General features: G+C 42.4%; 22 protein-coding genes and 1 pseudogene. 20 read left to right on the top strand and 3 right to left on the bottom strand.

The window, feature by feature from the left end:
* Positions 1-190 precede the first annotated feature (190 nt).
* The 17 genes and pseudogenes from L3V33_RS10985 to L3V33_RS10905 all read left to right on the top strand — a co-directional run bounded on the left by L3V33_RS10985 (position 191) and on the right by L3V33_RS10905 (position 16,249).
* On the top strand, positions 191-364 hold the full coding sequence (locus L3V33_RS10985) for a Flp family type IVb pilin (protein WP_114633961.1): 174 nt from the start codon (positions 191-193) through the stop codon (positions 362-364).
* A 173-nt stretch (positions 365-537) separates the two neighbouring features.
* Positions 538-1,068 carry an A24 family peptidase gene (locus L3V33_RS10980; RefSeq protein WP_114633960.1) on the top strand — a complete coding sequence of 177 codons (531 nt, stop codon included), beginning with the start codon at positions 538-540 and terminating at the stop codon, positions 1,066-1,068.
* A 37-nt stretch (positions 1,069-1,105) separates the two neighbouring features.
* Positions 1,106-2,455 (top strand): AAA family ATPase, encoded by a 1,350-nt coding sequence (locus L3V33_RS10975; RefSeq protein ID WP_081229529.1) that lies wholly within the window; start codon positions 1,106-1,108, stop codon positions 2,453-2,455.
* Positions 2,448-3,197 carry a Flp pilus assembly protein CpaB gene (cpaB, locus tag L3V33_RS10970; protein WP_017080023.1) on the top strand — a complete coding sequence of 250 codons (750 nt, stop codon included), beginning with the start codon at positions 2,448-2,450 and terminating at the stop codon, positions 3,195-3,197. Before L3V33_RS10975 ends, cpaB begins: the two co-directional genes overlap by 8 nt.
* An 8-nt stretch (positions 3,198-3,205) precedes the next feature.
* Positions 3,206-4,660 carry a type II and III secretion system protein family protein gene (locus L3V33_RS10965; protein WP_237290376.1) on the top strand — a complete coding sequence of 485 codons (1,455 nt, stop codon included), beginning with the start codon at positions 3,206-3,208 and terminating at the stop codon, positions 4,658-4,660.
* Positions 4,623-4,918 (top strand): annotated as a pseudogene (locus tag L3V33_RS10960) (hypothetical protein). Before L3V33_RS10965 ends, L3V33_RS10960 begins: the two are co-directional and overlap by 38 nt.
* Positions 4,919-4,934: 16 nt before the next feature.
* Positions 4,935-6,203: a TadE/TadG family type IV pilus assembly protein gene (locus tag L3V33_RS10955; RefSeq protein WP_171311773.1), complete on the top strand. Its 1,269-nt coding sequence runs from the start codon at positions 4,935-4,937 to the stop codon at positions 6,201-6,203.
* Between the two features lie 2 nt (positions 6,204-6,205).
* Positions 6,206-6,634: a TadE/TadG family type IV pilus assembly protein gene (locus L3V33_RS10950; protein WP_029224629.1), complete on the top strand. Its 429-nt coding sequence runs from the start codon at positions 6,206-6,208 to the stop codon at positions 6,632-6,634.
* Positions 6,634-7,119 carry a TadE/TadG family type IV pilus assembly protein gene (locus L3V33_RS10945; protein WP_237290375.1) on the top strand — a complete coding sequence of 162 codons (486 nt, stop codon included), beginning with the start codon at positions 6,634-6,636 and terminating at the stop codon, positions 7,117-7,119. The genes L3V33_RS10950 and L3V33_RS10945 overlap by 1 nt, the downstream gene beginning before the upstream one ends.
* 24 nt (positions 7,120-7,143) lie before the next feature.
* Entirely contained in the window at positions 7,144-8,364 is a 1,221-nt protein-coding gene (locus tag L3V33_RS10940) for an AAA family ATPase (RefSeq protein ID WP_237290374.1), read from the top strand.
* Positions 8,365-8,397: 33 nt separating this feature from the next.
* Complete coding sequence (locus L3V33_RS10935; protein ID WP_029222298.1) at positions 8,398-9,846, top strand: CpaF family protein; 1,449 nt, start codon at positions 8,398-8,400, stop codon at positions 9,844-9,846.
* Between the two features lie 9 nt (positions 9,847-9,855).
* Positions 9,856-10,821, top strand: coding sequence for a type II secretion system F family protein (locus tag L3V33_RS10930; protein ID WP_114633953.1), 966 nt, complete (start codon positions 9,856-9,858; stop codon positions 10,819-10,821).
* A gap of 3 nt (positions 10,822-10,824) precedes the next feature.
* On the top strand, positions 10,825-11,796 hold the full coding sequence (locus L3V33_RS10925) for a type II secretion system F family protein (protein WP_017080031.1): 972 nt from the start codon (positions 10,825-10,827) through the stop codon (positions 11,794-11,796).
* Positions 11,793-12,794: a tetratricopeptide repeat protein gene (locus L3V33_RS10920; RefSeq protein WP_146454875.1), complete on the top strand. Its 1,002-nt coding sequence runs from the start codon at positions 11,793-11,795 to the stop codon at positions 12,792-12,794. Before L3V33_RS10925 ends, L3V33_RS10920 begins: the two co-directional genes overlap by 4 nt.
* Positions 12,795-12,815: 21 nt before the next feature.
* Positions 12,816-14,594, top strand: coding sequence for a hypothetical protein (locus L3V33_RS10915; RefSeq protein WP_237290373.1), 1,779 nt, complete (start codon positions 12,816-12,818; stop codon positions 14,592-14,594).
* A complete protein-coding gene (locus L3V33_RS10910; RefSeq protein ID WP_114633951.1) occupies positions 14,591-15,520 on the top strand; it encodes a glycosyltransferase family 2 protein in 930 nt (309 codons plus the stop codon). The genes L3V33_RS10915 and L3V33_RS10910 overlap by 4 nt, the downstream gene beginning before the upstream one ends.
* A 9-nt stretch (positions 15,521-15,529) precedes the next feature.
* Positions 15,530-16,249: a class I SAM-dependent methyltransferase gene (locus tag L3V33_RS10905; protein ID WP_114633950.1), complete on the top strand. Its 720-nt coding sequence runs from the start codon at positions 15,530-15,532 to the stop codon at positions 16,247-16,249.
* Between the two features lie 62 nt (positions 16,250-16,311).
* On the opposite strand, the gene chrA is transcribed toward L3V33_RS10905, so the two are convergent.
* Complete coding sequence (gene chrA / locus L3V33_RS10900; RefSeq protein WP_114633949.1) at positions 16,312-17,454, bottom strand: chromate efflux transporter; 1,143 nt, start codon at positions 17,452-17,454, stop codon at positions 16,312-16,314.
* 100 nt (positions 17,455-17,554) lie between these two features.
* On the opposite strand from chrA, the gene L3V33_RS10895 reads away from it, so the two are divergent.
* Positions 17,555-18,481 (top strand): LysR family transcriptional regulator, encoded by a 927-nt coding sequence (locus L3V33_RS10895; protein ID WP_004734443.1) that lies wholly within the window; start codon positions 17,555-17,557, stop codon positions 18,479-18,481.
* Between the two features lie 245 nt (positions 18,482-18,726).
* Here L3V33_RS10895 and L3V33_RS10890 read toward each other — a convergent pair whose 3' ends face one another.
* Positions 18,727-19,794 carry a LacI family DNA-binding transcriptional regulator gene (locus L3V33_RS10890; RefSeq protein WP_237290372.1) on the bottom strand — a complete coding sequence of 356 codons (1,068 nt, stop codon included), beginning with the start codon at positions 19,792-19,794 and terminating at the stop codon, positions 18,727-18,729.
* A 248-nt stretch (positions 19,795-20,042) separates the two neighbouring features.
* Here L3V33_RS10890 and L3V33_RS10885 point away from each other — a divergent pair, with 248 nt between their 5' ends.
* Entirely contained in the window at positions 20,043-22,145 is a 2,103-nt protein-coding gene (locus tag L3V33_RS10885; protein ID WP_237290371.1) for an alpha-galactosidase, read from the top strand.
* A gap of 101 nt (positions 22,146-22,246) precedes the next feature.
* Positions 22,247-23,944, top strand: coding sequence for a solute:sodium symporter family transporter (locus tag L3V33_RS10880; protein WP_171308107.1), 1,698 nt, complete (start codon positions 22,247-22,249; stop codon positions 23,942-23,944).
* Between the two features lie 151 nt (positions 23,945-24,095).
* On the opposite strand, the gene L3V33_RS10875 is transcribed toward L3V33_RS10880, so the two are convergent.
* The gene (locus L3V33_RS10875; protein WP_237290370.1) at positions 24,096-25,436 is read right to left on the bottom strand and encodes an MATE family efflux transporter; all 1,341 of its coding nucleotides are present in this window, start codon (positions 25,434-25,436) and stop codon (positions 24,096-24,098) included.
* Between the last annotated feature and the right edge of the window lie 249 nt (positions 25,437-25,685).

Here is a 25,685-nt window from a genome sequence, read left to right as displayed (position 1 = left end):
ATACCAACTCTATTTCATATTTAAATGTGGGTTTAAATTTAGCTAAATTACTATACGTAACAATTAGATTAGAAGTACCACAAAAAAGTGCAAGTGAATGGCAAAAAAATCCTAACCGAATATATCTCTCACCTCTAGATTTAGTTTACAGGTAAACAAAGCCTGATACGTAAATCAAGGAGAGGTTCTCATGGATAAGTTTTTGAATAATTGTAAAGAATTCATGAAAGATGAAGAAGGGTTGACTGTTATCGAGTACGTAATCGGTGCGGCGTTGTTAGTATTAGGTTTAACAACTGTATTTTCAGGTTTGGGAAATACGTTGTCAACTAAACTGAACGCTATTGTTGCCAACGTTGGTTAGTGGTTGACGTTATGAATGACAATAGACGGAAACGACAATCGGGGTTAACTACCGTTGAGTATGTGATTGGTGCAGCCTCGCTTGTTCTTGCTGTTGGATTGGTTTTTTCTGGGATGGCAACAGCCTTACTGATTAAATTTCAAAGCATTATATCGAGTGTATAAATAGAATATATGATTAATGAGCCTTCAGTTTTTTGGGCATTGCTAATTGCAGTTTCGGTATACGATGTTGAGAAACATCGTATACCAAACAAAATGTTGATACTGTTTTTGTTTGCGTACTTTTTATCAATGTTTAACCGCAGTTACACCTTTGATGTTTTTTTAATGTCCTTCATTGGATTCGTGGTGTTTTTTTGTTTTGGATTACTCTTATATTTTTTAAGAGCTATGTCTGCAGGAGATGTGAAATTATTAGGTATTGTGGGGATGTATCTCGGGTGGGGACAATTACTTGATGCGTCGTATTTTATCTTACTCTCTTCTGGAGTGATCGGGACTTTCTACCTGCTATATAACTTTTCCAACTCGAACAGTCTTAGCATCAAAGGCTATTTTGAAAATAAGCTGATTGTGCTTGGTGGAGTGGCACCAGTATTAGATGAAAGTGCGAGTTTGCACGCTAGGTATTCAAATAAGGTGACGATGCCTTTTGCACCCTCTGTTGTCATGGGATTGGCGATGTATAGCTACTTTACTTAAATCTGTTGTTGGTTAGCTTCATGGAGAGGAATAATATATGGATATTATAGGGCGTACTGCTCCAACAACTTTGAAGCCTCAAATTTCAGCCCCAGCCGTTCCTACATCTATTGATATGCTGGGTGTTCCTGAAGTTGTTATAGAAAACCTTGTGTTGAAGCACCTGTCAGCCTACCCCAAGTCGGATGTTTTAGAGCTTTCTAACTATTTGTGTGTTGTGACACATATTGTTGAAAGTGCGTTGGCTGTGTTGAGAACAAAGTCATTGATTGAAGTTTTTCAACCAACCTCTAACCTTTCTCTCTCATCTGCATCTCATAGTCACGTTCGCTATTCCCTTTCTGAGAAAGGACTTGAAGAAGCTGATCTTGCCTTTAAACGTGATGCTTATTTAGGTCCTGCCCCCGTTTCACTTACTCAATATAGTGATGTGGTCAAGCAGCAGGATCTAAGAGCAGAGCTAGTGACTCGGCCACATGTCGAAGCAGCACTGAATGATGTATATGGTGTCGACAAAATGATTTCGGTATTGGGGCCAGCAATCAATTCCGGGCGTGCCTTGTTGCTGTATGGGCATGCGGGGACGGGTAAAACATTTGTAGCTTCACGTATTGTCAATGCGCTGCATACGTCTGTTTTCATTCCTTATGCCGTTTATGCATTAGGTAATATCATTAAGGTATTTTCCGCACAACATCATAAACCGTTGGATAGTAATGGCAGCGATCAGAGTATTTCCCTCAAAGATCAATACGACAAGCGTTGGCTTAATTGTGAAAGGCCGAATATTCAGGTGGGTGGAGAACTGACTATGGATATGCTTGAAGTTAATCATTCTGAGAACAGTCGTGTTTGGTTAGCGCCTGTACAAATGATGGCAAATAATGGGATTTTTATCATTGATGACCTTGGTCGTCAGCCCATGCCTGTCGATGCTTTGCTTAATCGTTGGATTGTACCAATGGAATATTCCTTTGATTATTTATCGCTACCTAATGGCCAGCAAATCACGATGCCGTTTGTTCTAACGCTTGCCTTTTCTACCAATCTAAATCCCAAGAAAATAAGCGACCCTGCATTTTTACGTCGTTTAGGTTATAAAATTGAATTCAAGCCGTTGAATCAGCGAGATTATGAAGCTTTATGGATGAGCGTCGTCGCTGATAAAGAGGTAGAGCTTCAAGATGGTTTCTTTGAGCGTTTGTCTCAAATGCACACGCTTCTTAAGGTACCACTTTTCCCTTGTTTGCCGAAAGATCTCGTTGGTATAAGCAAAGACATTCTTTCGTTTGAGCAACTCCCACCTGTTATTACATTCGATATTCTTTCCATGGCATGGGAAGTCTATTTTACCTCTGATGGACACGAGGAAGAGAATAATGAATAAGAGTCAAGTTTTCCTACTGTTTTTACTGTCCGTAGTATTCGGCTTGGCGGCTGTATTTTTTGCTAAGCAGTGGATGGATGATCAAGTTCAGCCAACCGTTGAAGTTGAAACGGTTGAGCGTCACCCCGTTGTTGTCGCATCACAAGAAATTGAAGCCGGAACCATTATCGAAGATCAGTTCTTAACTACTCGGTTGATGGAAGTTGATTGGATTAATGAAAATAACTATTCGGATAAAGCGGATCTGATTGGCAAGGTTGTTGCGAATACTATCTATGCCGGAGAGGTGCTTCACAAGTTACGATTTACTGTACCAGGAGAAGGGTCAACACTTGCCGCTCTTATCCCTGAAAATAAACGTGCGGTAACGATACGTGTTGATGATGTTATTGGTGTGGCCGGTTTCTTATTACCTGGGAATAAGGTTGATATTCTCAATACCGTTTCTTACGGAAAAAACTCTGCAGCGACTCAAACCGTTCTTAAAGATATTAAGGTTTTGGCTGTAGACCAAACAGCTAAAACGAAAGAAAACAGTCCGATTATTGTACGAGCGGTAACTCTTGAGATGACGCCGAAAGAGGCCGAGAAACTTCTCACGGCTAAAAGCAAAGGCAGCATTCAGCTGACTTTGAGAAACCCACATGAAGTTGAGAAAAAAGTGGTTCGTCGATATGTGCCTAGACCAAGTGTCACCATTATCAAAGGTACAGAAACATCTAATGTGCGCGTCAAGGATTGAGGTGAAATATGAAAATATTAATTGCGTGTGTTTTGAGCCTGATTTGTTTTTCGACGGCCAGTGTTGCGGCGTTACAGACGGGAAAAACAGTCACGGTTCCACATCATAAATCTACGCATGTGGTGCTGTCGGGAAAAGCGGCGAAGGTTTCTCTTGGTGATCCTGAAGTCTTAGATATTGTAATTTTAAAATCAAATGAATTGTTCTTAATCGGCAAAAAATTAGGTGCGACAAACCTAATGGCTTGGGATTCACGAGGTCAGTTGATCGAGTCTATTAATATTGAGGTTACTCATGATCTTAATAGCCTCAAAGCTAAATTGTATGAGTTTCTTCCTGATGAAACTATTGAAGTGCACAGCGCGCAGAACCGTTTGTTGCTGAGTGGTCAGGTCAGTAACCAGCAACAAATGAATATGGCGATGCGAATCGCGGAAACTTATTCATCAGGGCAGGCTGCTGACGAATCCAAAGAAAGCGGCAGTGAACAAGCTGCAGCGACAGGTGTTATTAACCTGATGTCTATAGGTGGCGCGCAACAGGTTATGTTAGAGGTGACGGTTGCCGAGGTTCAAAGAAGCTTAGTGAGAAAGTTTGATGCGAACTTCCATTTTTTCCAAACCAGTGGTTCTGACTTTTCTTGGGGGGCGTCTTCTGTACCTGCCGGAGTATTAGGAGCTACGCCTATCTTCAATATTCCCACGTCGACGGACTACGGCATTTTAGGGTCTTTCATTGATAGTAATACTCTGTTTACTTTCGCACTGGACGTAGCAAAACAAAACGGGGTCGCTAAGGTATTGGCTGAACCTAACTTAACCGCATTAAGTGGTTCTAAGGCTGAGTTTTTAGCGGGTGGTGAATTTCCTATCCCTGTGCCAGACGAAGATGGCATTACCATTGAATACAAAGAATACGGTGTAGGGCTTAAGTTTATACCGACGGTACTCAGTGACAAAAAAATCAATTTAAATCTAGCCGTTGATGTTAGTGAGATAGCCAATACCAGCTCATTGACCATTGATCCGGGTACCACAAATGCGACTTATTTTATCCCACCTATTACTCGACGTAGCGCGTCATCAACACTGGAGCTAGCCGATGGACAAACTATCGGTATTGCGGGGTTGTTGAGTGAGAATGTTAGGGACATCAGTAACAAGATGCCAGGTTTTGGAGATGTGCCGATTTTAGGCCAACTTTTTAACAGCCAAGAGTACATATCTGGAGAAACTGAATTAGTAATCTTAGTAACTCCGAGGTTGGCAAAGCCTATTGATAGAAGCAAAGTGACCTTACCCACAGATGCTTTTGTTGACCCTAATGATTTGGAATATTACTTATTAGGCCGAGGCGCTTACATAGCTGAACCGTCTGAATCTGATTCAGAGCAATCTCAAGCTTCACAGGATATATCACCGACTGATGGTGGTAGCGAAGGCTCATTTGGGCATGATTTATAAGGGGATGATATGACTAAAATAATGATGATCTTTCTCGCAATGTTATTAGTTGGCTGTGCGAACGATGCTCGTTTAGGGCATTCGGTGGCACTAGTGAAAACAGAGCAAACGTATAACCCTAATGCTACCCAAGAGAATTTACTCGAAGTACCTGATGGTACAGGGGAGCGGATGCAGACTGGTTACGACAGATATGTTGGCAAAGGTGAAAACGATCTGTCCGGAAGTAGTAGCCAGATCTTAGAAGATTTTAACTAAATCTGGAGGTACTCATATGTTGTATCGAGTATCACAAAGCCCTAAAAAACAACAAGGCTTAGTTGTGGTGATGATTACTGCTGCCTTGTTGGTTTTTCTAGCGGTCTCAGCGCTAGCTGTAGACATAAACCATATGGTTGTAAATAAAACGCGCTTACAAAATGCGGTTGATTCTGCAGCGCTGGCTGCCGCAACCATATTAGACAATAGCAAAGATAAAGACGCGGTGGATGCAGAAGTCGGTACGGCGCTCAATGCCATGGCGGCTTCAACAGGGAACCAAGAAATTGATTTCTCGACCGCTTCTATAAGCATTGATTATTCGAATGACCCACAAGATTTTACTGGCACGGCGACGTTCGGTGCAAGTGATGATGTTTATGTGCGAGTTCGCGTAGATGCACTAGAGATGGATGAATTTTTCATTCATATGTTTGGTCTTGATAAGGAAGTATCGGCAAGTGCCGTTGCTGGGCCAAGCTCTGGGCAAGATGTAGTTAATAACGTTGTACCCATTGGGGTGTGTATTGGTGATGGCACTTCGGATAACGATATTGACCCAGAAGATGGCTATCACGATGTGACAGGCGAAGAGATAGTTAATGTATTTGGATATGAAGTCGGAACGGTCCACGCATTGAAGGTGGGTGACAGTAGCTTGTCAGAAATGGGCAACGGTAATTATCATCTGTTGGATTTCGGTTCCGGTGGTAAAACCGTCAAAGAAGGTTTAGGTGGTAGCTATGACCAGCCAGTCAAAATTGGTGAAGATATCACGACCAAACCAGGTGGCACGGTTGGCCCCACAGGCGATGGTTTGAATACTCGTTTTGGCGATTATGGTGGTGGCTTATCGGCATCCGATTACCCTTCAGATTATGTAACCACAGAACCTACCAATGAAATAACGATTGATGCAGGTACGGGAGATATAGATTCTGACGGAAGTTATACCTATGCTCAATATGAGTCAGATACCAACGCCTGTATAGCAAACGGTGGTTCCGGGTGTGCATCTAATGGTGTTGCTTGGCGTCGTATTTTACCCATTCCTATGGTTGATTGCTCAGGTAAAAGTGGTGGTGCAACTGACTTTACCGTAAACAAAATTGGCTGCTTTTTCTTGTTACAAAAAGCTCCAACTAACAACTCAGGTACACCCGCCGTTTTTGGTGAGTTTATCCACTCTTGCAGTGTTGCTGGTGGATCTGGTAGTACAACGTCGACAACGGAAGGGACTTATAAGATTGTTCTGTATAAGGACCCCAATAGTGGGGAATCTTGATCATGAAGCCATCTAATCAATTTCAACAGGGGTTTGCTGCCGTAGAGATGGTCATCGCGACTCCCGTTTTACTGTTTTTTCTAGTCTTAGTTCTAGAGCTTGGCAATATTCTTGTTCATTACAATGTGATATCGAAGTCAGTGCAGAATGGCGCTCGTTATGCGGTTAGTGAAGTGTATGGAACCATTGGTGGAACCATCGCACCGACGTCTGAAATTCAGAATGTCGTGGTCTATGGTCAGAACAGCGCAGGAACAGCTGTATTATCTTCATTGACGACATCGGATGTGACCGTAACCCCGCCTTCAGGCGACAGTTATGTACGAGTTAGTGTGACGTATGATTATGTTCCACTCTTTTTGTCTATCCCTTTTTCGAATGAGAGTTTTGCTGTTCCATTAAGTGTGACTTCAGTGATGAGGGTGCTGTGATGATAAGACTTAAAAGACGAACCAAAGGGCTTGCCATTATTGAGTTCACTTTGGTCTCATCATTAATTTTTCTGCTGCTCTTCCTCATTTTAGCGTTAGGTGCCTATATATTTTCGCTGCAAATGGTCAGTGAAGCGACTAGGAAGGCTGCTAGGTTAGCGACGGTATGTTACGTCCTAGATAGAGACAATATTGCGGGAATGGTGGTGGATGATATTCCTCTTGTTGGATTTACTAATGCTAACTTAGAAGTGGCTTACTTAGACGCGAGCGGGGGAGAGATTGCTTCTGATTTTGAAGCTAACTTTGGCAGTATTAAGTTTGTACGTGCTAGAGCTACGGGTTATGGCATTCAGTTAATCAGTAACCTAAGCTTTCTAGGAGAGAATGGATTTCTTGCTGCCCCTGCGTTTGAAACAATATTACCAGCTGAAAGCTTGGGTGTGGTTAGGGCGGACTCTGAAAAAAGGAATCGGTGTCCATAAGTTATTTATTACAGGAGTAGCGGTATGGGGGAAGCGATCAAAATAACGCCGAATGAAAACGATAAGGATATGACGCGTTTAAGAACGAATCTAAAGGTTTGGTTAGTCTACAGTACTGACGGCTTTCATTCGCATATGAGTAAAGAACTAAAAAAATGCCGAAATGTTCATGTAACGTCGTTTTCTCTTGCGGCAATGAGTGAGGAATACCTAAAAAGTGCAGATGTCCCAGAGCTTATTTTCGTTGAAGCTAATGGGAGTTGGGCGCAAAAAATGGTTGAGTTGCAAGGGTATGATTTGTCTTTAGAAGACAAGGATTTGTCTTTAGTTGTGCTCGGTGATGAAAGTGATAATGGATCATTAAAAATCGCACTTCGCTTAGGGGCTTCAGATTTTCTGTCTCATAATGTGACTCTATCGGATTTACTTCCATTATTGAAGAAAACCGCTTCCGAAAAGCTTGAAAACTCCAGTTACGGAGAGTTTATCTTGTTTTTGAATACCAAAGGAGGGATGGGGGCAACCACCTTGGCGCTAAATACTGCCATTGAGATGGCCACTCAACACCCTAATGAAGTTCTTTTACTCGATATCGATCTTCAGTTTGGCGTGATTCCAGACTATTTGAACATAGTACCGACTTATAGCGTTTCGGATGCGATCAACAATTCGAATGATTTGGATGAAATGTCTTTGGGCTCTTTGGTAAATAAACACGAATCAGGTCTCCATGTTCTAAGCTTTAAACATGAAAATAACGCTGATGATTTCGAGCAGGCTCAGAAAATTGGCAGATTACTTCCAATTCTACGTCGTTTCTACCCTTATGTGATCATTGACCTATCTAGAGGCCTAGATCACGTATTTGCATCAGCAATATCACCAGCGACTAAAGTACTTTTGGTTTTGCAACAGAGCTTAGTGTCAGTAAAAAACACAAGCCGACTAATTAAATCTCTGAAATTTGAGTACGGCTTACAAAGTGACTCAATAGAGGTCATTCTCAACCGTTATGAAAAGCGACATTCAATTAAGTTGAAAGACATTGAACAAGCAGTGGGCAACCACGATATACACCTTATGCCAAATGATTTTAAAGTCGCGCTAGAGAGTGCCAATTTGGGGCAGCCGTTAGTTCAGTCGAGAAAAAAAAGCTCTATTACTCGCTCTATCATCGACTTATCTCATGTTCTTTCACCACCAGAGCAGGAAGAGAAAGGGTGGCTGAAAAAGTTGTTTTCATAATGGGTTGGTGAAAAGTAAACACGAGGGATTGTGATGTTCTTTAAACGAAAAAATGTAAATCCAGAGTTTGAAAAAAAAGTAGAACAGATTTCGCATGATTCAGAAGATGCCAATCCTGTTGAACGTTTATCAAGTGTTGAGACGTCCAGTAACTCTCGGACAGAAGCGAGCGTTGAAAAGGAAAAAGCGATTGATGAAGCTCGAAAAGTACTGGAGCAAGAATTATCAATCAAACACTTCTTTCACAAGCAGCTACTTGAAACGTTAGACTTAGGATTACTTTCTAGCTTGGAGAAAGAGCGCGCCAAGCTAGATTTGCATGAAGCTATCGTTCAGTTGATGGCTGATGATGGTAGTCATGCACTCAGCGCAGAAGGTCGTAAACGGGTCATCAAACAGATAGAAGATGAAGTTTTTGGCCTTGGTCCGTTGGAGCCCTTATTAGCTGATCAAACTGTATCGGATATATTGGTCAACGGCCCAAAAAGTGTTTATGTCGAACGCCGAGGTAAACTCGAGAAAACGCCTTATACCTTTCTTGATGATCGTCACCTTAGAAACATTATCGATCGAATAGTAAGCCAGGTTGGTCGACGAATAGATGAAGCATCACCTATGGTAGATGCCCGCTTAGTTGATGGCTCACGTGTTAATGCAATTATCCCTCCTTTAGCTCTTGATGGCCCTTCAGTTTCGATCCGTCGTTTTGCAGTCGATCGTTTGACTATGGATAACTTAATTGGCTACGACTCAGTCTCGCCTCAAATGGCTAAGTTTGTGGAGGCTGCAGTGAAAGGTGAGCTCAATATATTGATTTCAGGAGGGACGGGGTCAGGGAAAACAACCACACTTAATATCTTTTCTGGTTTCATTCCGCGAGACCAACGAATTATTACCATAGAAGACTCAGCCGAATTACAACTGCAACAACCTCATGTTATTCGCTTAGAAACCCGCCCTGCGAACCTAGAGGGCAAGGGAGAAATCAGTCAGCGCGAATTGGTTAAAAATACCTTGCGTATGCGACCAGACCGAATCGTGGTTGGGGAGGTGCGAGGTAGCGAAGCCGTTGACATGCTAGCGGCGATGAATACCGGTCATGATGGTTCTCTTGCGACCATTCACGCGAATACCCCCCGTGATGCCTTAAGTCGTGTCGAAAACATGTTCTCGATGGCAGGGTGGAACATATCAACCAAAAACTTACGAGCTCAGATTGCTTCGGCTATCCACCTTGTTGTTCAAATGGAACGCCAAGAAGATGGTAAGCGTCGTATGGTGAGTATCCAAGAGATCAACGGCATGGAAGGTGAGGTGATCACTATGTCGGAAATATTCCGTTTTCAGCGTAAAGGTATTGATGAAGACGGCAATATTATCGGTTATTTCACGGCAACGGGGGTCGTTCCTCAATACCATGACCAGTTAGTCAAACGTGGACTCGACCTGCCTTTCGAGCTCTTTAGTGAGACCAAAGGTTAAGGAGAGATTATGGACAATGTAAGCGTTTCATTAGGTCTATTATTCATTGCGGTGCTTTTTATCTCTCAAGCTTTGTTGCTCCCTGCTGCAGGGAAAAAAGCGAAGCACAAAGAGTTGTCTCGACGTTTGAAAGAGACGCAACGTAATATCGATGCAGAGAGTTTGTCATTACTCAAAGAACACTATAACAAAGAGCTGTCCCCGCTAGATCGTAAGCTCATCGTTATTTCTTTCTTCGCTGGCTTGAAAAAAATGTTGGAACTAGCCGGTATGAAAGTGACGTTAAGCAGGTTCTTACTTATTGTTTCTCTTTGTGGTGTGTCACTCACGTTGATATCGATAATGACGAACCAAGTATGGTTCATTAGTGTCGCGGCGTTCATTTTTGTTTGGGTTATCGCTTATCTATTTGTGCAAAATCGAGTGACTTACCGAATGGCTCGATTTGAGGAACAACTTCCTGAGGCTTTAGATATTATTCGACGCGCATTGCAAGCAGGACAACCGCTCGTCCAATCATTCAATGAAGTTGGCGAAGAACTTCCAGATCCAATCGGTATTGAATTTAAAAATACCTATAACCTACTTAACTATGGTTATGACTTACGCTTAGCGATTCTACAGATGACAGAACGAGTACCAACCGTCTCAATGTTGGCATTTTCTAGTGCCGTAATGTTGCAAAAAGAGACTGGGGGTAACTTATCTGAAAACCTGCAAAAGGTATCTGAAGTACTGAGAGCGCGTTTTAAACTGGAAAGAAAAATCAAAACGCTCTCTGCTGAAAGTCGTTTATCAGCATGGATCTTAACGTTATCCCCATTTGGTTTGTTCTTCGCCTTAAGGGTCGCTAGCCCCGAGTATATAGAGCCACTCTATAAAGATCCTCGCGGTCTCTCGATGGTCAGTGTCGGTATTGTTCTTTTGGCTATCGGAGCCTTGTGGATTAAAAAGATCATCAGCATAGAGATTTAACCTATGGAATTATTAAATATTGAAGTTTGGAAGCAGATGTTAGCAGACTTTGGAGTTAGCTCTCAGATGGTTATCTATTCGATGATTTTGCTTACAACAGTCTTGTTAACACTAACGCTTGGATTTCTATTTTTAGGAGCTCGTTCTCCTTTGGACAAGAAACTGAGACAGATATCAGAAGACGGGGCACCGACTGGCAGAAAACCATACGACTTTTCCAATACGTTAGAATCATTAAGCCCTTTTATAAGTAAAGGTAATAAAAAAGATAATGAAACTTACTCGGAAAAGTTGATGCATGCCGGGTTCCATGAGAAGAGTTCGTTATCGGTTTTCTATGCGTTGAAGGTTTTATCTAGCTTGATAGGTATCGTCGCGGGCTTTATGGTTTATTACATAGCGTTGGGCGGAGATTATAATAATTTACTCATCATGACCTGTGTTTTTCTTGGCACATTCACACCTAATATTATTCTAAGTAAGCTACAAAAAGAGCGTCAGAAAAAAATCAGAAACGGCGTCCCTGATGCGCTTGATCTTCTTGTTGTATGTACTGAATCAGGACTTGGCTTTAATGCAGCTCTTGGACGTGTTGCATCAGAACTCTATATTTCTCAGCCGGAGCTTGCGGATGAACTAGAGACTGTGTTTGCCAAAATCCAAGCTGGCGTCACTATGCCTGATGCGCTTAGGCAGCTTATTGAACGAACCGGTTTAGTCGAATTGGAAGGTTTGGTTTCTTTGCTTTCTCATGCATCGAGAATGGGCGGAAGTTTAGCGCAAACGCTCCGTGACTATACCGAAGACTTTAGAGATAAGCGTCAGCAAGCCGCTGAAGAAATCGCGGCGAAAATACCGACTAAAATGTTATTTCCCATGTTGATATTTATTTGGCCTTGCTTTTTCATTGTTGCACTTGGCCCTGGACTCTTGATTGTAATGGACGCATTAAGTGCGCCGGGAGCAAGTTTATGATTTTCTACAATAAGTTTCTTCTTCTTTTATTGCCAGTTTTGCTACTCGGTTGTGCTTCTTCTGATGAACCAACTAATCAATTTGATGCAGAATTGTATTCCGGTAAGCCAATCGATACTTTAACTAGCGATGAGCCACCTCTTAATGAGAAAGAAGCAATTATGCGCGGTGACATTGCTCTGCGAGACAACAACATAGACTTGGCGTTGTATGAATACATACGCTCTTTGTCTTTCCCTGAAAAAGAGTTTCACGATAAAACCCTGTTCACTATTGGCCAAATACATTCATCTCGCGGTAATTATGCGTTGGCCGAGAGAGCTTACCTTGCTGCGCTAGATTTTAACCCTGCCCACACAGAAGTGTTGGAGCAGTTAGGCGTTCTATACACCAAACAACGTCGCACAGATGAAGGACGTAGTTATTTCTTTAAAGCGATTAATTCAGACCAAGTTCGTTTAAAAAGCAGTGAAACTATCCAAAACTACCAAGCATTGAACCAAAGTGAAGTGGCCAGTTTGAAGGTCGATAGTATGTCTCCAGCGCTAGCTTATATGGGAATTGGTGTATTGGAAGATGTTGACGGAAAGCATCAGATCGCACAAGAGTACTTTAAAAAATCACTGACGATAGATAAAAGCTCAGTCAAAGCTTTGTTGAATATGGGCTACTCTCATTATATGTACGGTAACTACAAGGAAGCGTATCAGTACACGCGTTCAGCTTTAGAGTTAGAGCCGAATAATGAAAAAGCTCAGAATAATCTGGCGCTTATTTATTTAGCTTCTGGGGATATTAAGAAGGCAACCAACGTGTTCATGAGGCATATGGATGCACCGGAAGCGTTGAATAATGTTGGATATTTCCTGATCTTACAAGGAAAACCTGATCAGGCGGTTCCATATTTACAACAAGCTATCGATAAAAAATCATCTTATTACAAAGTAGCAAATGAAAACTTAAACAGAGCGTTAGCAGAAGTGAGAGAGATGGAATAGTAATAATTTGACTTTGGCTCAATGAAAAGGATATTCATATTGCCTAAAAATGAGAGTTTTAACAAAGATATCGTTGTTATTTCTGCAATTTGGCTAGTTTGTGCCATCGCGATATTTATTTACAAGTGGGAAAGCGTTTCAATACTCAACCTGAATGATAATGACGATTATATGCGTTTTGTTCAGTTTCAAGAGTGGATGAAGAATGGTCATTGGTATCTTGAACCGATGAGTAACTTTAATCCCGCTGATGGTATTATAATCCATTGGTCTCGCTTCCCTGACCTAATGTTATCGCTAGTCGCTTTTCCACTATTACTAGTCGCCGATGATAGTGTTGCGTATACGATTTCAATATCGATTGTTCCATTACTTTATTTACTGATTTTTGCATTGTCATGCTTTTATTTAAGTGAACATTTATTCGGCGACAAATATCGTTTTATTAGCATGATGTTTGCTATCTCCTCCCCTTCAATTATTCACTTCTTACCGGGTTCTATTGACCATCATAATATTCAGCTTATCTTTGCAGCCCTATTTTTAGCTTTAACACCTGTGAATCATCGCCAGATGAATCACTCATGGCGTGTTTATGCTCAATCAATTATCCTGTCTTTATCGTTGTGGACTGGTTTAGATAATGTATTGTTATTTATGTTTTTCTTCGCTATTTACACCGTGTATTGCGGTCTTTTTCGCCACGAGTGGTTTAGTTATGTTTCTAAGTTGTATGCGAGTTCTGCTTTATTTAGCGCTTGTGCGGTTTTATTAAACCGGCCTTACGATGAGTTTCTTGCTTTTAAGTACGACGAAATATCATTTGTTCTCATTATTCTTTTCTTTTGTGGTTGGCTCTTTGTTAATACTTACCATAGATTCATTAATGAAGGTAAGAAGCTGTTGCAAAAAGCCTTGTTGTTCGTTTTTCTGGGCATTTTATTTTTAATCCCGGTTGGAGTGCTTTATCCGTCACTCAGCAGTGCTTTGTTGATTGATTACCCTCCGATTCTAAAATTTTATTGGCTTGACCAAGTTACAGAAGCAAAATCGATCGCTAGATACATCACGAGTCACGGTTTTTTCTCTATAGAGAATTATGCTTTACTCGTTGTTCCAGCCACGTTGTACCCACTTTTTAAGAATAAAAACGACCATTGCACAATTTTGTATCTCATTTTTCTGTTTAATCTAGCCCTTGCGATTTTTTGGCAGATTAGGGTCATGAGATTGTGCTTTGTGTTAGCTGCTCCTCTTCAAGCATATGTTGTTCTGCAGTTGTCAGATTACATTCGCTCTTCAATCTTAAAAGCTACAGTCATTTTTTCTGGCGCACCGTTAGCTGTAGCATTTGTCATTCTCGCTTTGTCGCCAACAGAGGAAATTACAACTACTCTTGATGAAGAGAAAGAATCGCTGAATATCTATAAAGTACTAAAAGATAACGATATCAACTCACAAACCATTCTCTCTGGAATAGAAACTGGGGCTCCTGTATTAGCAAAGACAAATAACAGCATTATTGCCGCTCCTTATCATCGAAATATTGTCGGGAATAGGTTTCTTATTGAGGTGATGCTAGAGGAAGATCTCGGGTTAGTTGAAAGGAAGATTATAGATAAAAGCGTAGATATTATTGTTGTTGGCAATGATCCTCATTTATTGATTCTAAAGGGTTCGGCGGGAGATGAGGCGTTTATCAATAAATTATACAGCTCAGATACTCCAACTTGGTTGGAGGTTGTGCACGACAACATTGAAAGCGGTTACCGAGTCTTTAGAGTTAGGGGGAGTTCATGAAAAACCAAACCATTGCCGTGTTACTCCCGTGCTATAACGAAGCAGGTGCGGTCGGAAAAACGGTCATTTCTTTTCAACAAGCTTTACCTAATTCTACTATTTATGTGTATGACAACAATTCAACTGACAACACGATAGAAGAGGCGATGCAAGCAGGTGCTATTGTTCGACATGAGTCTCGTCAAGGGAAGGGAGAAGTCGTTAGGCGCATGTTCTCTGATGTTGAGGCTGATATTTACGTGATGGCAGATGGTGATGACACTTACGATGCGTCTATATGTCCGGCTTTGATCGAGCAATTAAATAATGAAAAGCTCGATATGATTATTGGAAGCCGAGAGCGCTCTTCAGGTGCGTATCCTAAAGGGCATATCTTCGGCAATAAAATGTTCTCCTCACTTATCAATCGGGGATTTAACGCCCAATTAAGTGATGTTTTTTCGGGTTATCGGATTATGAGTCGCCGGTTTGTGAAATCAGTCCCGATTTTTAGTGATGGTTTTCAAATTGAAACCGAACTCACCGTGCATGCATTACATCATAATATGTCCATTAAAGAAGTCTCAACTCAGTACCAATCTAGGCCGGAAGGAACAGCTAGCAAATTGAATACATTGAGTGATGGTCTGAAGATCCTCAACTTTATCTTGTTCTTATTGAGAGATGTGAAGCCGATGTTTTTCTTTGGCGTATTGTCTGTGTTGTTTTGTGTCATCTCATTGAGCTTGGGGATTCCCGTTATTTTAGATTTTGTTGATACCGGGCTGGTAGAAAGGGTGCCAACTGCGATTTTGTCTAGCTCGATTGCATTAATTGCGGTGATGTCTTTTTTCTGTGGATTGATACTCGACAACGTGTCACGAGGTCGGCGAGAGATGCGAATTCTTTCTATATTAAGATGCAGTAATAACAAACCATTGGAATAGGATTCTGGTATGAGAATAAGCAAGGATGAAGATAAGGAATGGCTAGATTATTTGTCTCGTTTCAGTGATGAATACGATGAACGAGTTTATGAGAGCAATACCACGGGGTATGTGATGAGGGCTGGTCATATTGCGTGTGAAAGACCATTCGGAGAAGATAAGCATTTCCCCAAAGTATTAGAGGTAGGTTCTGGAACTGGTGAACACTTATTGCATGTTAAACACACCTTCGATGAATACATTGTTAGTGATGGTGATGCATCAGCACTCGAAGTAGCAGATAAGCAACTCAGTCGTATCAATTCTTATGACAAACTCATTTTTAACGTAACTAATGCTTGTGAGTTAGATTTTGAAAGCAACAGTTTTGATCGCGTGATCGCAACTCATATATTGGAGCACCTATACGAGCCTCATTTGGTGATCAAAGAGTGGTTACGAGTGTTAAAACCAGGAGGCACTCTGTCTATTTTGATTCCTACCGATCCCGGAATTGCTTGGAAGGTCGGTCGTTATATGACGACAAGAAAACACGGTTTAAAAAAGGGGTGGAATTACGATTACATAATGGCGAGGGAACATGTTAATCCATGTAATAACCTAATTGCCTTTTTAAACTATTACCTTCCTGACAATCAAAACTCGTTTTGGCCGTTGAGCTTTGCCCCCCTTATCGACTGTAATTTATTCTTCAATTTTCATGGAATTAAAATTGTTTCTAAGCATTAGAGTAGGAAGCAGCAGTTAGCTTCCTACTCTAATGCTTAATGTTTAATTTTTAATGTTTAATGTTACAGGCCGGTAGCGGCACCAAATAACATGAATACCCCAACTAAACCTAGAATCGGCATCTTCACGGTCTTCAAGAGCCAAACACCAACAATGATCAGAGCGAAGTCTAAGCCGCTACTCACTGCACTTGTGAAGATGGGTTGGTATAGAGCCGCAAGTAATAAGCCGACTACAGCCGCATTCACACCTGTAAGCGCCCCAGCTACTAGAGGCTTACTCGCAATTGCCTGCCAGTTCTTCAGTACGCCCAGTAGCAATAAGAAGCCCGGTAAGAACACTGCAATTGTTGCGAGCAGTGCCCCTGTAATCGGTGCCGATGGCATTAACACATAACCGAGGTAAGTAGCTAACGTAAACATCGGGCCAGGAACCGCTTGCGCAGCAGCATAGCCTGTTAGGAAGGCATCTTGAGACAGTTGATCGCCAATACCATTTTGTAGCAGCGGAAGTACCACGTGGCCGCCACCGAATACCAAGCTGCCTGCTTGGTAGAACAAGCCAAATACTTCAATGCCTTGAGAGTAAGCACTGAATAGAGGCAGACCAACCAGTAAAGCAACGAAAATCACGAGTGGTGTTAACGATATCTTGTGCGTCGAAGGTGTTGTTTTTAATTCGTGTGAGGTTAAGAACTTACTGCCAACCATAGCAGCAAACAATAGAACTAATACCTGAGGCCAGATCCCCGGAATCAAAAGTAGAACAATTGCGGTTATCACACACAGTGCTGTTGCTATCTTTGATTGGCAAAAGTTTTTGTACATGCCGAAAGTGGCGTCAGCCACAACCACGACCGCGAGTAGCTTAAGTCCGTGGATGATTGAAATGAAAAGCGGTGCTTCCAACAACTGGTTGCTCACTAAGGCCAATATCAACATTAGGATGACAGAAGGGGAGGTGAAGCCTACAAATGCGGCAATCGCACCGGTTAAGCCACCTTTTTTATAACCAACCGCGAAGCCAACCTGACTTGAGCCTGGGCCCGGTAAAAATTGACTGAGGGCGACAATTTGCCCGTACTCTTCGTCGGATAACCAATTCAGTTTCTCAACAAAGGTTTTACGGAAGTAGCCAATATGTGCCGCTGGTCCACCAAAGCTAATCCAGCCAAGCCAGAAAAAGGTTTTAAAAATTGAAAGCATGATCGATTCCAGATAAATGTTTAGCGTAATTTAGGTGGAGTTGAACTATGATTCAAATTAATTGTTTTAATTATAACTATGAATAATATGGGATTGATTTGTGGCTGATTTTAACTGGAAAGGAATTGACCTTAACTTATTGATTGCACTGCAAGCTCTGTATAAAACAAACAGTGTTAGTAAGGCGGCAGAACGTTGTTATGTCAGCCAATCAGCGATGAGTCATAGCTTACAAAGACTGAGAAAGCTGTTTGATGACCCTTTGTTTGAGCGTGTCGGTAGTAAGATGGAAGCGACCGACCGAGCGATTGAATTATCAAGCACCGTCGATGCCTTACTCAATACCATTCAGTCAGAAGTACTGTTGTCTAAATCGTTTGATGTAGCAACTTATAAAGGCACTTGGAAGATCGGACTTACTGATTATGCAGAGCAGATGTTCGCTCCAATGTTGTTTGATCTGATTAAGCAATCTTCGCCTTATTCTCAAGTGACGTTATTCAATGTCAATCGAAGCAACTATCAACAAGTGTTTGAAGATGCCAAGCTCGATATCGCGATCGGTAGTTTTGGCGAGGTAGCAAAGCCTTATCGAACAAAGCATTTGTATACAGAGCAACATGTCTGTTTGTTCGATCAGTCGGTTTTATCTATTGAACAGCCAATGTCTTTAGAGCAGTTTGTGTCTGTAGAACATGCATTGGTTTCTCCTGCGGGGGCTCTAAAAACGGGTGTTGATATTCGATTGGCTGAGCTAGGTTTCAGTCGGAAAGTCGCTATATCTTCAAGTAACTTCTTGACAGTAAAACGATTAATTCGTGGTCGAGAGTTGTTGTGTATTGTTCCTCGACTCGTGGCGCGTAATGATATTGATACCGAAGATACTTTGCTGGCGGTGAAACCACCTATTGATGTTCCAGATTTTGATATACAGCTTGTCTATCGCAAGGCAAAGCATCTAGATGATAAAAATAAATTACTTAGAAAGTTGATTGCTAAAGCTATTTCGTCTGTGATTAGTGAGTAAATTCATTAGCTGCGATTTGTCGTTAAGTTTGTCCAAATTATCCCTAAAAAAATCCGGTTAATTACCAGAACCCGACTATACTTAATTTACGACTCAAAGCAGTCGTAAAGAATAGGCTTTTTGATTTACCTAAGTAAAAAAATGGTTATATCCTCATGATATAGCTTAAAAAACTACCAGGCTAAACGGACTTAGTTGGTCTTAAAGCGCTAGCTCCCCCTAGCGCTTTTTCTTTTCCCTGACATCTATTCAGGAAGTAAGCTTTGAATTTGACTCAATAGTTGTTCTATCTGTTGTTTTTCATAGTGAGCCGTTACCTTCGGTTGGCTGCTTTCTCTTGGGAGTAATGCAGTTTCGATATGGTGCTGCAGTAAAGTATCTTGTGAGTTGGCGTTGAGCTTCTCTGCAAGTACCACTGCTTGTCGGCCAATAGTGGTGAAGTCCTGTTTGATGGTGGTCAGCGGTGGATTAAAAAACGCACTGTCCTCGATGCCATCAAAGCCAACGACCGCAACCTTGTCAGGGACTGGAACCTGCAGTTCTTGCAGCGCGCGTAAAACCCCTAATGCCATCTGATCACTTGCCACTAACACGGCATCAAATACGGCTTGTTTAGCGACAGCTTCTCGAACACCAAGATAACCACTTTCTGTTTGCCAGTTTCCTTGATATTGATACTTCACCTTACTCTCTGCATCTGATAACGCGGCTAACCAACTTTGATGGCGAATCTTTGAGGCACTGGATTCATTCGGGCCAGTGATCAGTAGGAAGTCCGTTCGTCCGCTTTCAAGTAGATGTTGGGCCGCCAGCTTTGCTCCTTCTGCATGATCACCGCAAACATAGTTCACTTGGCTGTTAGAGGGGACATCAATGAAGATAAGGTTGAGGTGCTGATATTGTTCCACTAACCATTCTGCATCGGCACTCTCTAAAGGCACATTCAGAATAATGCTGTCGACCTGTTGAGCCATCAATTCACGAATTGCCTCACGGGTGTTCGCGAGATTAGGCTCGGAAACAACAGAGAAAGCGACGCCATAACTCATATCATGAGCCTGCATTCGCACGCCATTTGCAATCATTGCTGCGCCATGCAGTGCCATATCGAGAGTGACTAAACCAACGCTGGTGGACTTGGCTCGACTGAGCATTTGAGCGCCTTTATTGGGTACATAACCAAGTTGCTTTATGGCGGCGTTAACCTTGTTTCGGGTGGATTCCGCGACGTCTTGTGAGCCATTGGTTACTCGAGATACTGTTTGGGTGGATACCCCTGCCAGTTTTGCTACGTCTTTAAAGGTGATACTCATCGCTCTGCTCATCGAATATTTTAGAGTGAACTAAGCCTACCGAAATTTACCAAACTAAACTCTGCTCACTCTCAAACAAATGTCTTTTAAAACATTAAAAGTGTTTCCGGAAACAGTCGATCTTGTGCAAATTTTTCGAATGTTAAACCCAATTTAAATCACGGTTTTGTCGATTTTGGATACTAATTTGGCGTGATGAGTTCACTATTATTTCTATATTATGTTTACGAAAACAATAGAGATTAGTAATGAACGAATTTATTCACTTAAAGAGTAAAAATCATAGTTTGATCATTAAATCAGGGCGTGTTCCAGAGGTTTTGCATTGGGGAGCAAAGATCGCAAGTATTGATGAAGATCTTCTGCTTTCGACAGAGAGACCGATTTCCCAAGCGCGACTGGATGTGGATGTGCCACTTTCTCTTTGCCCTGAGTTAGGCAGTGGACACTTTAACGCTCCGGGTATTGAAGGTCATAGAGAAGGGCTTGATTGGGCTCCCGTCTTTAAGACCGTTCATTACGATGCTCAAGATCAAGAAGTGAGTTTTTACCTTGAAGATAAGGTTGCTCTACTGGATCTTAAGGTTGAGATTAAGCTGGATTTCGAATCTGACGTCGTCCAAAAGCGTGTAACCCTCACCAATAAAGGCAGCAACAAATACTACCTGAATAAGCTTTCTTCAACGCTGCCGTTACCGAATCATGCTAACGAGCTTATGACGTTCCATGGCCGTTGGTGTCATGAGTTCCAAACACAACGTCAGCGCTTTGAACACGGTGGCTTCATGCAAGAAAACCGTCGTGGTCGCACATCTCACGAGAATTTCCCGGGGATGTTTGCAGGGACTCAAGGGTTCTCTGAGCAACATGGTTTGGTATGGGGATTTCATTTGGGTTGGAGCGGTAACCACCAAATGCGTGCTGATGTCCGCAGTGATGGTCGACGTTTTGTACAAGCAGGAGAGTTATTGCTTGCGGGCGAATCGATTCTAGAACCAGAAACTACGTATCAGACACCTTGGCTCTATGGCTGTTACAGCAGTTCTGGTTTGAACGGTATTGCCCAACGTTTTCAGCAATTTGTTCGCGACAATATTATTAAATTCCCAACCGAAAAACCTCGCCCAGTTCACTTGAATACATGGGAAGGGATCTATTTTGATCACAAGCCTGACTACATCATGAAGATGGCAACGGAAGCGGGCGTGATGGGTGTTGAACGTTTCATTATTGATGATGGTTGGTTTGTGGGGCGTGATGGTGAACGTACCGCACTGGGCGACTGGTATTTGGATGAGGTGAAATATCCAAATGGCTTAGAACCTGTGATTGAACATGTTAATCAACAGGGTATGGAGTTTGGGTTGTGGGTTGAACCTGAGATGGTTAGCCAAGACTCTAATCTTTATCGAAACCGTCCGGATTGGGTACTTGGACTACAAGGGTATCATCAACCGTCTGGTCGTTGGCAATACGTGTTAGACCTACAAAATGAAGCGTGTTTTAACTACTTGTATGAACGCCTCAATGCGCTGCTGACTCGGTACAACATCACTTACCTTAAGTGGGACATGAACCGAGAGTTGGTTCAACCTGGGCATCAAGGTAAAGCTGCGGTGCATGGTCAAACTAAAGCGCTATACCGTCTTGTTGATGAGTTGAATCTAGCGCACCCAGAAGTTGAGATTGAATCTTGTTCTTCGGGCGGCGGCCGTATCGATTTTGAAATTCTAAAACGAACCCATCGTTTCTGGGCATCAGATTGTAATGATGCCTTAGAGCGCCAAGCCATTCAGAAAGGCATGAGTTACTTCTTCCCACCAGAAGTGATGGGGGCGCACATTGGCCCAGCAGAATGCCACTCAACCAACCGTCGTCACAGCATCAATATGCGTGGTGTAACTGCACTCATGGGGCATATGGGTGTTGAGCTTGACCCTGTTAAAGAGTCACCGGAAGAGAAACAAGCATTCTCACATTACATTTCACTGCATAAGCAATTTCGTCATGTTTTGCATTCTGGTCGTAGTTTCCGAATGGATCCTTCGGACAAAAATCAGAACATTTATGGCGTTGAAAATGACGATGAAATGCTGATCACCGTGTGCCAATTAGCGATGCCTGAGTATGCTCTGCCTTCGCCACTTCGTATTAGCTGCGTGGAAGACAATGCGATGTATCAAGTGAAGTTAGTGGACATGCCAAAAACCAGTTTCCAATTGATGAAACAGCGCCCCCAATGGCTCGACAAAACGTTGGCCCTGAGTGGCGATAACCTCAAGGAAATTGGATTGACCTTACCGATTCTAGACCCAGAGTCAGCCTTGATTGTTCATCTGAAAAAGATATGAAGCGCTAACTATGAGTACCCCTACAAATAAAATTCTAAATATAAAAATATAATCGGCAGCGAGGAATTGCTGCCGCAATAACTAAACTTAAGGAAAACAAAATGTCTATTACAGTTCTGCTGTCATTCTTGTTATTTACTGGTTTTGTTGTCGCGTTTACCTACAACAAAGTTAAAAATGACAAGAACACCTCACAAGACGGTTTCTTTCTCGGCGGAAGAAGCTTAACCGGTGGTTTGATTGCCAGCTCCCTAATTTTAACCAATTTAAGCGCGACTAGCTTTGTTGGCATGAGTGCACAAGCTTATACCCACAATATGAGTGTCATGGGTTGGGAAGTGGCGTCTGGTGTCACTTTAGTCATCATCGCTCTGATGCTGGTACCGCGTTACCTGAAGCAAGGGATAACGACGATTCCAGACTTCTTAGAGAGCCGTTACGACATGTCGGTGAAGAAGTTTGTGACGTTACTTTTCTTGTGCCAGTACGTCATCAATATCTTGCCAACCACACTTTATGCCGGTGCCGTTGTTTTGGGGGAGATCTTTGATGTTCAAGCTCTGCTAAATATTTCAGAGTTTAGTTCAATAGCACTTATTTCGGCGACGATTGGTCTACTTGGCTTCTTTTACGCGATTTATGGCGGCCTAAAAGCGGTTGTGATTGCGGATACGATTAATGGCGTAGGCCTGATTGTTGGCGGCATGATGATCCCCGTGTTTGGTTTGATGGTGTTGGGCGAGGGCAGCTTTGGTGCTGGCTTGGATATTCTGCTTTATGCAGCGCCAGAGAAACTGCAATCGGTTGGTACAGAGACTGATCCACTGCCGTTCTCAACCTTGTTTACAGGTCTTCTACTTGTGAACCTTTACTACTGGGGTACGGATCAATCAATCATCCAGCGTGCATTGGGTGCTAAGAACTTAAAAGAAGGTCAGAAAGGGGTAATCCTTGCGGGTGCAATTAAGGTTATTTCTCCGTTGTTCCTAATCATTCCAGGCATCATTGCATTCCACATGTTTGGCGCAGATGCCGGTAACCCTGACACCATGTACACGCGCTTGGTAAATGAAGTGTTGCCTAAACCATTAGTCGGTTTCTTCGTCGCGGTTATGTTTGGTGCCATCCTAAGTACGTTTAATGGTGTGCTTAACAGCTCGACCACTCTTTTTGCATTGAATGTCTACAAGCCTTTGTTTGGTCAAGGTAAAACGGATGAAGAACTGGTGGGTAAAGGCCGTATCTTCGGCGTTGTGATCGCGATTATCTCTGTGTGTATTGCACCGTTCATCATGTATGCCCCTGAAGGTTTGTTCCAATACCTACAAATGGTAGCGGGCTTCTTCAGCGTGCCAATTTTTACGATTGTGTTTGTTGGTTATGTCTCTAAACGTGTACCTGCTGTGGCGGCTAAAGTTGCTTTGGTGGTGTTTGTAAGTTCATACGCTGCGATGCAGTTAGTGTTCAAAACGCCCATTCACTTCTTACACCAACTGGCGATTCTGTTTGTTGTATGTACGGCGTTGATGTTCATTATTGGCTACTTTATGCCACGTGAAGATGATTATGTGATGCCTGTGAATGAAAACATTGATGTTACGCCTTGGGCGTTCCGTTTCGAAGCTTCAGCGATCATTCTTTACATGGTGCTGGGCGCTTATGTGATGTTCTCTGATGTTGGTTTTGTATCTGATGATCCAACCATTATGCAAGTGTACGGTGTGTGCGGCATTGTGATGTTGTTCGGAATAGCTGCGCGATTAGCAAAGCGCAAGAAAGCCGTTGAAGCTGCCGCATAACCTTAATAGAGCCTGCCATTAGTTCCTTTAGAATGAGCTTTATAAGTAAAAGGATCATCGTAGGCCAATAACTAAAAGGCATCTCAATCGTGATGATTGAGATGCCTAACATATTGTCTTTATGATTGGTTATTGTCTGGCTATTTACCACTTACAAAGAGAATCTAGTCCATTTTTTCGCTCGCCAGCGACGAACCATAATCAATCCGCGGAACCATTCGTCCATCGCGATTGCCATCCAAGCACCAAATACGCCATAACCCCAATGCACGCCAAGTAAATAGCTCATCGCAACGCCAATGCCCCACATACTGAGAATGCCCATTTTGATAGGGAACTTAATATCGCCTGCGGCTTTTAAGCAAGAAATGAAAATCAGATTAAACACGCGACCAGCTTCTAAAAGTATCGATCCTGCGATGAGTGCGGCAGTCAGTGCGATGATCTCTGGATCTTGAGTGAATAAATCCAAAATCTCGAATCGGAAAATATAGACCACGCAGGTAATGGTGATAGAGGCTATGAAGCCTACTACAAAGTATCGTTGTACACGGTTGGCTATCTCATCTATCCAACCTTTACCAATGTAATAACCCGTTTGGATTTGGCTACCTTGGCCGATGGCTAAGGCAAAGGCAAAAGAGAGACGTGCGATGTTTTGTGCGTAAGTAAACGCAGCCAATGATGAGGTTCCCATCTGCACTATGAAGAAGGTAATCGTGATTTGTGCCATGTTGTAAGACAGTACCTCACCCGCATTCATCGAGCCGATCTTAATGATTTTTTGATAGATAGCTTTAGGCACAGATTTGAACTGTTTCATCGGTAGATCAATGCCTTTGTTTCTTACGACACCGATTAAGATCAATAAGCCGATCACTTGGCTAATGACTGTCGCCGTTGCAACCCCTTGTACGCCGTACACTGGCAAGCCGAAAGGTTGGTAAAGTGCGCAGTAGTTACCGAAGATGTTGATCACACCTGCAATCATGTTGATGACCATCGGTGATTTTGAATAGCCATGGCTGCGTAGAATCGTGGTGAGAACGACACCTATCGTGACATTAAAGGTGAGCGCGCCACTGATAAACAGATACTCTTGAGCGTACTGTTCGACTTGAGCTTCCAGTTGGTAGAGCGGAATAAAATATTCAGCACCAAGAACCGCAATCATACTGAGTAACACACCGGTAATAATGGCCAAGATAATGCTCGCCACGCCCACGTGAGCGCTCTCTTGAGTGCGAGAAGCACCGTTGTATTGTGCGATTAGGATGCCTGTACCACTGCTGACCATGGTTGAGACGATGATCAGAAAAAAGGATATCTGAGAGATAACACCAACGGCAGACACGGCTTTGTCTGAGTACCCCGATAACATGAATACATCACTGGTGTTGAGTGCGGTTCTTAGAAGAACTTCGATAAAAATTGGCCAGGTGAGCGCAACGATTCCCATGCGTTTATTTAGGGTGGAATCAGCATTAGGCATTTAGGTTTTCTCAAAAAAGGGGGAGGCGACACTATAGTTTAGCCATTATTGAGTAAACGACTATCAAATTAATGTCCGGATAGCTATTAAGGGTAAATAAAGTTCGAATAAGCCTTCAGAGGCCAACATTTAGGTGTGAGTTATGAAACTTTTGAGAGATGTTTCATAACGTAAAGAGGAAGAAAGTGGAAGCGTTTAACTACTTAAAAGTGGCACAAGAAATGAATTTGGAATGAAGTGGTAAAGCTA

The sequence above is a fragment of the Vibrio sp. A2-1 genome, assembly GCF_021728355.1.
Taxonomy (GTDB): Bacteria; Pseudomonadota; Gammaproteobacteria; order Enterobacterales; family Vibrionaceae; genus Vibrio; species Vibrio splendidus_K.
This window is presented reverse-complemented; position numbering and strand designations above follow the sequence as displayed.